General features: G+C 47.3%; 10 protein-coding genes. All 10 read left to right on the top strand.

The genetic code is table 11. The annotated features are described in order from the left end of the window. Nucleotides 1–130 precede the first annotated feature (130 nt). The 10 genes from MHB49_RS34060 to MHB49_RS34015 all read left to right on the top strand — a co-directional run bounded on the left by MHB49_RS34060 (nt 131) and on the right by MHB49_RS34015 (nt 11,709). Nucleotides 131–1,723 (top strand): MFS transporter, encoded by a 1,593-nt coding sequence (locus MHB49_RS34060; protein WP_405154587.1) that lies wholly within the window; start codon nt 131–133, stop codon nt 1,721–1,723. A gap of 321 nt (nt 1,724–2,044) precedes the next feature. After that, nucleotides 2,045–3,079, top strand: a complete 1,035-nt coding sequence (locus tag MHB49_RS34055) for an LCP family protein (RefSeq protein ID WP_405154586.1) — start codon at nt 2,045–2,047, stop codon at nt 3,077–3,079. 184 nt (nt 3,080–3,263) lie between these two features. Then, nucleotides 3,264–3,689: a CBS domain-containing protein gene (locus MHB49_RS34050; RefSeq protein WP_024629546.1), complete on the top strand. Its 426-nt coding sequence runs from the start codon at nt 3,264–3,266 to the stop codon at nt 3,687–3,689. A gap of 263 nt (nt 3,690–3,952) precedes the next feature. Then, a complete protein-coding gene (locus MHB49_RS34045; RefSeq protein ID WP_076287192.1) occupies nt 3,953–4,255 on the top strand; it encodes a MazG-like family protein in 303 nt (100 codons plus the stop codon). Beyond that, nucleotides 4,252–5,172 (top strand): DUF2232 domain-containing protein, encoded by a 921-nt coding sequence (locus MHB49_RS34040; RefSeq protein ID WP_247900085.1) that lies wholly within the window; start codon nt 4,252–4,254, stop codon nt 5,170–5,172. The genes MHB49_RS34045 and MHB49_RS34040 overlap by 4 nt, the downstream gene beginning before the upstream one ends. An 11-nt stretch (nt 5,173–5,183) precedes the next feature. Continuing rightward, nucleotides 5,184–7,172 carry a DHH family phosphoesterase gene (locus MHB49_RS34035; protein ID WP_405154585.1) on the top strand — a complete coding sequence of 663 codons (1,989 nt, stop codon included), beginning with the start codon at nt 5,184–5,186 and terminating at the stop codon, nt 7,170–7,172. After that, entirely contained in the window at nt 7,169–7,612 is a 444-nt protein-coding gene (gene rplI, locus MHB49_RS34030; RefSeq protein WP_247900083.1) for a 50S ribosomal protein L9, read from the top strand. The genes MHB49_RS34035 and rplI overlap by 4 nt, the downstream gene beginning before the upstream one ends. 1 nt (nt 7,613) lies before the next feature. Further along, a complete protein-coding gene (gene dnaB / locus MHB49_RS34025; protein WP_247900082.1) occupies nt 7,614–8,975 on the top strand; it encodes a replicative DNA helicase in 1,362 nt (453 codons plus the stop codon). A 442-nt stretch (nt 8,976–9,417) separates the two neighbouring features. Next, on the top strand, nt 9,418–10,704 hold the full coding sequence (locus MHB49_RS34020; protein ID WP_405154584.1) for an adenylosuccinate synthase: 1,287 nt from the start codon (nt 9,418–9,420) through the stop codon (nt 10,702–10,704). 225 nt (nt 10,705–10,929) lie between these two features. Next, the gene (locus MHB49_RS34015) at nt 10,930–11,709 is read left to right on the top strand and encodes a hypothetical protein (protein WP_405154583.1); all 780 of its coding nucleotides are present in this window, start codon (nt 10,930–10,932) and stop codon (nt 11,707–11,709) included. Nucleotides 11,710–12,014 lie beyond the last annotated feature (305 nt).

Genomic DNA, 12,014 nt, shown 5'->3' with positions numbered 1-12,014 from the left:
AAATTGACATATACAATCATTTTGTTTTAAAATGACCAGTGAGTCATTTTTATTCGATTCGGTTTAATATATATGTATCATTACAGCCTGACGCTGCTGGATTGCAATCTGATTGGGGAGGAAACATGTGATGCAAAAACAAATGAAGTGGCCGCTTATCCTATTCGCTATCGGGGTGTTTATGGCTGCGCTGGATAACGGGATTATTACATCATCCCTGACGACTTTAAATGCGTCGTTTGGCGTGTCGCCGACGTGGGGAGCATGGACAATTACGCTCTATACGCTCGGTCTTGCGGTTAGTGTGCCGATTGCGGGTAAGCTTTCCGACCGTTATGGACGCAAGAAGCTGTTTCTGATAGAAGTGGCTTTATTCGGAATCGGGTCTTTACTCGTTGCGTTAAGCACATCGTTTATCTTCTTCCTGATTGCTCGTGTCATCCAGGCGTTGGGTGGTGGCGGGATTTTTATCATTGCGAGCTCTTACGTATTAAGCAAGTTCCCAGCGGAGCGTCAGGGCACAGCCTTGGGCCTTCTGGGAGGTATGAACGGGGTTGCGGCGATTCTTGGGCCGAATATCGGTGCTTTTATCCTCGACATTACGGGGAATTGGCATTGGTTATTCTTGATTAATGTACCAATCGCCATTTTGTTATTTATTGCAGGCATCCGTTATATTCATGAAGAACAGGAGCTGAGCCGTAAAGCAGTGGACTGGAGTGGTATTGCGGTCCTGACGCTGGGTGTGCTCAGTCTGATGTACAGCTTCAGCAATCTGGATGGCGTAAATATGCTGCAAAGTCTCGGTTCACCGATGTTCTATGGCTTCTTCCTGGCAGGTGTGGTCATTCTGGTCCTCTTTTACTTTCTTGAAAAAAGGCTGGAAGGATCACATCGTGAACCTGTTGTATCTACACAGCTTCTGGGCATTGCGTCCTTTCGTTGGACGCTGCTGATTGCCTTTTTCTCAGGAGCCATTCTGGCATCTGTGATCTTCATTCCAGGCTTTGTTGAGCAATACCTCGGGGTATCCAACACAGCCTCCGGCTACTGGTTTACACCGCTTGCTCTGGCTTCAGGAATTGGTGCGGGTGGTGGCGGTTATCTGGTAGACCGCAAAGGGCCAATCTGGACGTTATCTGTAGCGGGATTGCTATCGGCCATCGGCTTCCTGCTCTTCCCGCTCTGGGTAGAGCATATCTGGCAATTCGTAATTGCGAGTGTACTCGTGGGGATCGGCTTCGGTATGATGCTTGGAGCTCCAGTGAACGTACTGGTTACTGAGCAAGCAGGTGAGAACAACAAGGGCATTGCGGTAGCGACCAGTTCCTTGTTCCGTCAGATGGCTATGGCTATCGCGCCAACCATTTTTGCCGGTTTCCTGGCTCGCTCCTTCTCCAACCTGGGATCTAATATCCAGCAAGGTTTCGCAGATCAGGGCATTCAGGTGCCGCCCGAAGCGCTCCAACAATATGCGTCTGGCGGCGGTGCGGCTTCAGGGAGCGATATTTCCAGCTTAACCGAAGGATTGTCCCAAATTCCTGATCCGGGCATTCGAGATGTACTGCTGCAGGCTTTACATCAGACAACCGGCGAGGGGTATAGCGGGCTGTTCTGGTCTGCAGTTATTTTCAGTGTGCTCACGCTGGTCGCTGCGCTTATTACAGGACGCCAGCGTTATAAAGAGAAGAGGAATAGGGTGGAGACAGTCTCAACAAATTGAATGGATGGACATTCCACATCAAGAGAACAGTGCACCTTTTGCCAGTAAAAAAAGGAGTGCTGTTCTTTTCAATTTAACCGTATTGTAACTTTTCATCATCCAGCAATGATTACAATAGAACGAGCGTGAGCGGTGTTTTCCTTTCAGATAAAGAAAACTTCTGAGAACACCGTGTCACAAGCCATTACGCACGTTTAATGGTAAGTATATGAGTTGGACGAATAATGAACACTGTACCGTTGCGGGGTCAGGATAATTAAAATTCAACTTATATAGTAGTAGTATCGAATTTCATTTTGACAGTGAAGAAGGAATCGATGGATGACAAGCAGAACTAAAGATAAGAAAAAGAAAAGAAGAAAAGGTCTATATATAACGCTCGTATCGCTCGTTGTTTTGTTAATCGGGGGCTATTTGTTTCGTCAGCAGCTTGCAGTAGCGGCCTTCGATCTGTTTCTCGCTGGTTCGGTTGAAGATCAGTTGTCCCGTTCTTATGTTCCTCAGGAGGGCAACAATACGCCTGACCCAACGGTATATCGAAAAGAACCGTTCTCAGTGTTGCTGCTTGGCTCGGACAAACGTGCCTATGAGAAAACGCGTGGGCGCTCAGACACGGTCATTTATGCCGTTGTTCGTCCGAAAGAATCCCGCGTACTCTTGGTATCCATCCCTCGTGACACCTATGTGCAGATTGTGGGACGTGATGCCAACAAGGATGGCGAGGATGATTATGACAAGCTCGCGCATGCCTACGCTTTTGGTGGGGAGAATATGTCTATTAACACGGTGGAGAAATTCCTCGATGCGGATGTAGGTTACTATGCAACGATTAACTTTGACGGGATCAAAAAAGTGGTTGATGCACTTGGTGGCGTGAAGCTGCCGATTGATGAGGACATTGTGAACAAGAATCCTGAACATGTACAGTTCACAATAGAAGGCGGTAAGCCGATCTATGATGGGCAGGAAGCACTTTACTATGTAAGATACCGTGAGGATAGCGATTTTAATCGCACCAAGCGGCAGCAGATTTTCCTGAATGCCATGGCGAATGAGATGCTTAATTTGAACGCCATCAGCAAAATCCCGGAATTGATTCAGATTATGGGAGAAAGCTTCCAGACCGATATGCAGCCTTCCTTCATTATTGATCTGGCCAAGCAGGTAATGACTCAGGAAAAACCGCAGATCTCAAGCTTCACTATTTTGGGCGAAGGGATGCGGAAAAACGGAATTTATTATGGCAAGGCAGATGAGAAAGATGTCCAATATGCCAAAGAGCTGATTAGCAACTGGATGGATGAGTCGACCCCAGCCGGTGAAGTGATGATTCCTGACCGGCAGAAGATCGAGTAACCAATTCCATACAGAAGTTATGTTTTAGACACAACGATCAGCAGTGCGTTTATTGGCGGGCTGCTGTTTTTTTTCTTTGTAGAAAGAATCATGTCCTTTTGGAACATCTTTCGTTCTAATGCGTATTATGTAAGTTGAATGTAATAAGGTGACTGATGAATTCACAAGGAGGATACGTAAGGGTATGAACATTGCATTTTTTTTGCTGCCCAAACAAGAGGTTACGTGTGTAACGTCGGATTCTACTCTACGGCAAACGTTGGAACGGATGGAGTATCATCGGTTCACGGCGGTACCCATTTTGAATAAGGAAGGCAAATATATTGGTACGGTAACCGAAGGTGACCTGTTGTGGTATATGAAGAACTCTGAGGGGAAGATTTCATTTGAAAACGCTTCAAAATTCCTGCTCAAAGACGTACCACTTCGCCTGGATATCAAGCCGGTATCCATTGAAGCCAACATGGAGGATTTGATCAATCTGGCCAAAGTGCAGAACTTTGTACCGGTCGTTGATGATATGGAGCGCTTCATCGGAATCGTAAGACGGAGCCAGATTATTGAATATTGCGAGGGTATTGTAGCCAAGGAATCCATGAAGGTGAAATAAGTTGAGGGCCAATTTCGATATCATTACAGCATTGTGGATAAACACAGCCGTTCGGTATCATGTTAAACTAAAGAAGAGCTGAACAAAAAGCGAACTTACATGAATTTAGCACTAGATAAAATACGAATTCGTTATACGGGGTCCCCGCAAAGAACCTGAGATGAGTTTCGGAGACTTCTCCGCTTGTTGGGTAATTTTGCGGCCCCCCTTTTTATGCTATAATGGAGAATAAAGCTTTTTCGGGGAGAGTGACTTTCGCCAATATGCCTAAAGAACTGGATGTAGCCAAACGCGCTAAAGTGATTGAATGGCTGAAAACCGAAGTGCTTGATCAGGTATCCCGATTATTTAAAGCGTTATGGGAAGGCAGTACAACCCGAATCGGGGACAGTCTCGCCAGTTTGATGATGAGTAGTTACATATTGGGCCGCAGGCTCGGTATTCCTTTCAAGGATCTGGATGCACTGCTTATTGAGAAATTGAAAAAGCATAAACAGGAAGGTCACCAGCTAGAAGACTGGTACCAGGATATTTCCGCGCTAGAAGATCACATGCGTAAGAGGTGAATTTGTTGAAATTTAGCTTTAAATCAGCTGTCTGGAGCGTAGTTTATCTGCTCTTGCTACTTTCGCTGTTAACTCCTTTATCGGTTTTGGCTATATTTTTCATGATGATACCAGGAGTTATTTTGTTTACATCACTACCAGTAAAATCATTTATATGGCATCTCGTCCCGGTGGCGATTATTTTGGCCGTGTTTAGCCCGATTTATTTGTTATTACTGCTTCTATTCACGCTGCCTGCCATCGTCATGGGCAACGCATATAAGAAAAAGAAATCGGCCTTGTTTGCACTGATGGCGGGAAGTGGAGCCATGCTGGCCGAGTATCTGCTGCTCTTGTTAATTGGAAGTGTAATCTTCCAATTTGATTTGTCGAGTTATATTGATGATGTGGTCAGGCTGACAATTGAACCTCTGACGAATACATCAAGTCAGATGGTAAATGGATTTGTATGGACACCTGAAATGACTCAGGATGTTGCTAGGCAGACACAGCTCATGATTCCGTTCGCTTTGGTGGTGACATCCATGGTGATGGCGCTTATTACACACGTGATCGCACGTCCTATCCTGAATGTGATGGGTGTATCCGTATCGAAGCTGCCGCCTGCACGTGAATGGCGCATGCCTCGTGCCCTGATCTGGTATTACTTCCTGGCATTGCTCTTTGAGGTCATCTCCAGGCAGAGCGATGGGACATACTGGACCATGATTGCCATGAACTTGTCGCCTCTAATCAATTTGGGCTTCATGATTCAAGCTATCGGCTTCTTCTTCTTTCTCTCACATACAAAGAAATGGAATCCGGTTGTACCGTATTTGCTGGCGGCAGCAGTCTTCTTCATCGGGCCGCTGCGGATTATCGGAATTATCGATCTGGCGTTCCCGCTTCGCGAGGCAATATCGAAACCAAAACGATAGGGTGATGAGTCATGCCTAAATTTCTGAAGAAACGCTGGCACGGCTACTATACCGTATGGGCGTTCATACTGCTGCTTCTGCTTGTTATGTTCGTGACCATCTACAACTGGACGCTTGGTTTAATTAGTCTGATATTAGCTTCGGCGCTGGGTATCGTCATGATTAAGGCGGAGCTAGCGTTCCGTCGTGAGCTTAACGACTACATTAATGGCCTGTCCATTCGGATTAAGCGAATGGAGGGGGAAGCGGTCAGCATGCTCCCGTTCGGTATTGTGCTGTACAGCGAAGATCGTACTGTTGAGTGGCATAATCGCTTCATCGCGGACATGTTCCAAGAGAAGACAATGGTAGGCAGTCCACTGCAAAATTTATTTCCCAAACTTCCTCAACCTAAGGAGAAAAAGGATGGGTCCAAGGAGTCGTCCAAGGAACTGCATGACGAATTTCAGTTGGATGATCGATACTATGGAGTTATCCATAATCCGCAGGAGCGATACGTATATGTGTACGAGATTACGGAGCTAGCCATTCTGCGTGACAAATATGAGAACGAACGCATTGCACTGGGTATTTTGGTTCTAGATAATCTGGATGAAGCTGCCCAGGGTATGGATGACCAGCAAAGAACTGCACTGATTGCACGTGTGACGAGTGAGATTACATCATGGGCAAAGCGGTATGAGGTATATCTGCGCCGCCTATCCTCCGATCGTTATCTCATGATGTTGAATCATAAGTCTTTGCAGGAACTTGAGCAAAGCCGATTTGTTATTCTCGATGAAGTCCGGGAGATGACCGCTGATCTTAAGGTACCGATGACACTAAGTGTTGGATTGGCATTCGGTTCGGATACCATTAGCGAGATGGGTGAACTGGCTCAGTCCAGTCTGGATATGGCACTTGGCCGTGGTGGTGACCAGGCTGCCGTAAAATCTGGACAGCGATTGTCCTTTTACGGTGGAAAGTCCAACGCGGTGGAGAAACGTACACGGGTAAGAGCCCGAGTTATTGCACATGCGCTGCGTGACCTGATGCAGGAGAGCGACCGGGTGATTATTATGGGTCACAAAATGCCCGATATGGATGCGATTGGCGCGTCCATTGGAGTATGGAAAGCGGCGAGTCTGTACAATGTGGAGGCACGAATTGTACTGGATGGACCCAATCCTTCCATTGAACGCATGATGGAACAGGTGAATAAGGATGAAAAGCTGTCCAAAGCCTTTGTATTACCGGAGCAGGCTACCCAGATGATGACGGAGCATACACTGCTCGTTGTGGTTGATACGCATAAGGCGTCCATGACCATGGAGCCGAAGCTGGTTCAATCCGCTACGCGTGTTGTGGTTGTGGATCACCACCGCCGGGGTGAAGAATTCATTAACGATGCAGTACTGATCTATCTGGAACCATATGCTTCCTCGGCAGCAGAACTGGTGACCGAGCTTCTTCAGTATATTCATGACAAGGTACAATTCACTCCGCTGGAAGCAACGGCGTTATTAGCGGGGATTACAGTGGATACGAAGCATTTTGCACTCCATACGGGATCGAGAACATTTGAAGCGGCAGGCTTCTTGCGTCGTAGTGGCGCAGACACGATTATGATCCAGCGGCTGATGAAGGAAGATCTGTCAGAATATATTGCTAAGGCAGAAATCATAAAGCATGCTAAAATGGTATACGGGAACATTGCGCTGGCAGTCACGGACCCAGGCAGCAAGATTCCACAGATGATGATCGCCCAAGTGGCGGACACATTGTTAAATATGACTGACGTGGTCGCTTCATTTGTTATTAGTGAACGTCCGGATGGACTGATTGGCATCAGCGCAAGATCGCTGGGGCGCATGAATGTTCAGGTGGTCATGGAACGACTGGGCGGTGGCGGACATTTGACGAATGCTGCCGTGCAGCTTGAAGGAACGCTTGGAGAGGCGGAAAAACGGCTGACGAACGTACTGGCTGAAATCGAAAAGGAAGAGGGTTTGTTCGAATGAAAGTCATTTTTATAAAAGATATGAAGGGTCAAGGTAAAAAAGGACAAGTGAAGGAAGTGTCTGAAGGATACGCACAGAACTTTCTTCTGCCACGGGGAATCGCACGTCCAGCAACAGATGGTAACATGAAAACATTGGACAACCAGAAGGCAGCGGAAGATAGACGTAAGCAGGAAGAGAAAGCAGAAGCGGAAGCTCTGGCTAAGAAGCTGGAAGCTGAAGTGACCGAACTGAAAGCAAAATCCGGCGAAGGCGGCCGTCTGTTCGGTGCAATCACGACCAAACAAATCGCAGAAGCTCTGGCAGCGAAAGGTCTGAAAGTCGACAAACGCAAAATTGAACTGGACGAGCCTATTCGCACACTCGGCGTAACGCAAGTTACCGTCAAGGTTCACCCTGAAGTGAAGGCTACCTTGAAGGTACAGGTAACGGAGGAGTAAGATGGGCGGCGAAATGTTATTCGACCGGATTCCCCCACAGAACCTGGAAGCCGAACAGGCGGTGCTGGGTGCAATCCTGTTGCAGGGCGAAGCCCTGATTACAGCGATGGAACGGGTGCAAACCGAGGATTTCTATGATAAGCCCCATCAATTAATTTTTGAAGCAATGATCCAGCTTGGCGAGGGAAATCAACCGATTGACCTCGTGACACTGACTTCCCTACTGAAGGATAAAGGCGAGCTCGAGGACATCGGTGGCGTCAGTTATTTGGCCAAGCTGGCTCATGGTGTTCCAACTGCTGCGAACGTGGATTATTACGCTCAGATTATCGAAGAGAAATCGATGCTGCGACGCTTGATTCGTACGGCTACGCAGATCGTTAGTGAAGGGTATACGGGCGGCGAGGATGTCGCAGCCATGCTTGGTGAAGCTGAGCGGCGCATTCTGGAAATTTCCAACCGCCGATCCAGTAGTGGTTTTATTGCCATTCAGGATGTACTCATGGAAGTATTCGATAAAGTCGAAACGCTGCATCAGAACCGGGGGAATACAACGGGCATTCCATCTGGGTTCATCGATTTGGACAAGATGACAGCCGGGTTCCAGCGTAGTGACTTGATCATTGTAGCGGCACGTCCATCTGTAGGTAAAACGGCCTTCGCTTTGAATATCGCTCAGAATGTAGGCATTCGGGCACAAGAAACGGTAGCCATTTTCAGTCTGGAGATGTCCGCTGCACAGCTCGTACAACGGATGATCTGTGCGGAAGCCAATCTGGACGCCGGAGTTCTTCGTACAGGGGAATTCAAAGGGGACGAAGACTGGCAGAAGCTGACGATGGGCATTGCGGCCTTGAACGAAGCAAACATCTACATTGATGATACACCAGGGATCACTGTAGCGGATATTCGTGCGAAATGCCGCCGTCTCAAGAAGGAGAAAGGTCTCGGCATGATTCTGATTGACTACCTCCAATTGATTAGTGGACGTGGTAAAGCCGGCGAGAACCGTCAACAAGAGGTATCCGAGATTTCACGTACACTGAAACAGATTGGCCGGGAATTGGAAGTTCCGGTCATTGCCTTGTCTCAGCTGAGTCGGGGTGTAGAGCAGCGTCAGGACAAACGTCCGATGATGAGTGACTTGCGGGAATCGGGTTCGATCGAGCAAGATGCCGACATCGTTGCGTTCCTGTACCGGGATGACTACTATAACCAGGAGACCGAGAAGAAAAACATTATCGAGATTATTATCGCAAAACAGCGTAATGGTCCGGTAGGTACAGTGGAACTGGTCTTTCTGAAAAACTTTAATAAATTCGTTAACTACGAACGGGCACATAATGATGCCTTTGCCATGTAGGGGGCAGACACACTCTGCTTGATTGGGAAGTGAAATCGTCTGTCCCTGATATCAACCGTTAGATCATATGAACTCATAAATACGTTGTGAATACGACATATAGCGTTTGATTTAAATGCGTAGCGTATAACCGGGGTTAGCCGTCAAGCAAGATTTGACTGGCTTCGCCGGTTTTTTGCGTCGAAATATGGAGTCAATTCCGAACATTACAGTTGGACTATATCTAATTGTTCGCCATTTGATTTGACTTTGAAAAAAGGGACTGGTACACTAGTACTGCTGCGTTAAAGCAGCGAAAACCTTCCCTTGGATGTAAACCGAGGGGGATTTTCACTGTCCGTTAGCACGCTTCTCCGCGGTAATTTCACTTCAAATTCCTGCCGAGATAGAGGACGGACAGACCAATACAAAGGTGCGCAAGGCACCCACGGAGGTATGTACTATGTCAACGGTAGTTGTAGTGGGAACGCAATGGGGAGACGAAGGTAAAGGCAAGATTACGGATTATTTGGCGGAATCCGCAGATGTGGTTGCTCGTTACCAAGGCGGTAACAATGCAGGACACACGATTCTGATCGATAACAAAAAATATAAATTGACGATGATCCCATCGGGTATCTTCTACACAGATAAAGCATGTGTAATTGGTAACGGGATGGTTATCAACCCGAAGGCACTCATTGAAGAAATTAACTATATTCACGACAATGACTTTACGACCAAAAACCTGTCCATCAGCGAACGCGCACACATCATCTTGCCATATCACATGGTATTGGATGCATTGGAAGAAGAGAGCAAAGGCCCGAACAAAATCGGTACAACAGGCAAGGGAATTGGCCCATGTTACATGGACAAATCAGCCCGTATCGGTATTCGTATGGTTGATCTGCTTGATGCGGAAGAGTTCGAACTGAAACTGCGTCATTTGGTAAAAGAAAAAAACCGTGTAATCGAGCAAGTCTATGGCGGCGAGCCTGTAGATGTTGAAGAAATTCTGAAAGATTACCTGGGATATGCGGAAATCCTGCGTCCTTACGTACGTGATACATCCGTTGTGCTCAACGAATACATCGATGAGAACAAAAAAGTATTATTTGAAGGCGCACAAGGCGTTATGTTGGATCTTGACCAAGGAACGTATCCTTTTGTTACTTCATCCAACCCGTCTGCAGGCGGCGTATGTATCGGTTCCGGTGTTGGCCCAGCTCGAATTCAGCAGGTTATCGGTGTGGCTAAAGCCTATACAACACGTGTAGGAGATGGTCCTTTCCCGACAGAGCTGCATGATGCAGTTGGTGATCAAATTCGTGAGACCGGACATGAGTACGGTACTGTAACGGGACGTCCGCGTCGTGTCGGCTGGTTCGACAGTGTTGTGGTTCGTCACGCTCGTCGTGTCAGCGGAATTACGGGTCTGTCCCTGAACTCCCTGGATGTAATGACGGGTCTGGAAACGGTGAAAATCTGCACAGGATACAAATTCCGCGGCGAGGTTATCACTCACTATCCGGCAAGCCTGAAAATGCTGGCAGAATGTGAAGCGGTATACGAAGAGCTCCCAGGTTGGGGCGAAGATATCACTACGGCGAAGAAGCTGGAAGATCTGCCTGTGAACACACAGAACTATGTGAAACGTGTTTCCGAACTGACAGGTATTCCAATTGCTATCTTCTCTGTAGGCCGTAACCGTGAGCAAACAAATCAGGTTCTTCCTATCTATGAATAAGCAGCTGGGTTAACCCTGCAATACTAAGTTAAACCTTCATCCAAATGGTAAGCCTATACAGGTATCATAGAGCCCCAGTTATCGCTTAAATAGCGATGGCTGGGGTTTTTCGCACGCCACCCTGATATAATCCCCGAATTTCCGTCAATACTGGTTAACAGTAGACTCATAGATCCTGAACATCGATTGAGGTATGGGGTCGGAAAACGGAGGGAGAGAACGGAAATGAAGCTGCTTCAATGGTTCATCAAAGTATTGCTTACCGTGTTGCTGGTCAGTTCACTGACCCTGCTGACAACCGGATTAATCGTTCAGTCATATGTAAAATCGCTGCTGGCGAGTTTTAATATTCAGTGGGAAGGCCAGCCAATGGGGTTAACGGCCATGTTTCAGGGTGCATTGGGAGGTAAGTCCGGTGAGGAGAAGAAGCCGGGAACGGGCACGACAGATCAGCCGGCAGGAGCAGAAGAGGAACATGTCCCAGAAGATGCAATATCTGTCATGGGTAATGGAACAGAGAATGGAGAAACAGGCGCGAATACAGGCAACAACCCTGAGCGAGATACGGGATCAGACGAGGGCCAAGTAGCAGGCTCAGGAACGGATTCCTCTGCTACAGGGTCCGGTTCAGGAGGGAGCGTTGGCACAGGGACAGACGCCGACACAAGTGCGGGTAACGACTCAGGGACAACAGTTGGAAATGGTACAGAATCAGGTAACGGAACAGGTGCAAATTCCAATGGTACGGCTTCTTCAGGTAATGATGAGATTGTCGTATCACCGGATGACATTACAGGTAAGAAGGACAAGCTGCCGTTAGAGGAAAAAGAAAAGATTTTCAGTCTGCTGATGAACAAGCTGCCTCAGAAAGAAATGCAGCAGATCTCAAGCGCCATGGAAGGCGGCCTGACTGAACAGGAGCTTCGCGATATTGAGCAGGTAATTTCCAAGTATTTAACCAGCGAAGAATACGACAACCTAATGGAGGTCCTTCAGGCGGGGTAAACTCTGTTTATGCAGGCTAAGGAAAGGAAAAAAATGGTAGAATACAATCCGGCCATCTCGAGGCATCCTATAGTATGACTTTCATGAATCCCTCACCAGACATAATCTGGCGAGGGATTTCAGTTTGTATTTTTATGAAAAGTAAAACACATTTCGGTGGGTCTTAGAACCTAGTCTTAAAAGGTGATCAAAAGTACATAGTATACCTGAAGTAGAGGCGTAATGGAGAAGAATTTCGTTATGCCATCTTATGGATAATACAGGAAAACCAAGCGTGGCGCGGCTTTGCGCTATGATGTGTACAG

It is taken from the genome of Paenibacillus sp. FSL K6-0108 (assembly GCF_045040695.1).
In the GTDB taxonomy this organism is placed as follows: Bacteria; Bacillota; Bacilli; order Paenibacillales; family Paenibacillaceae; genus Paenibacillus; species Paenibacillus pabuli_B.
The sequence above is the reverse complement of the archived record's forward strand: the minus strand, read 5'-3'. Positions and strand labels throughout refer to the sequence as shown.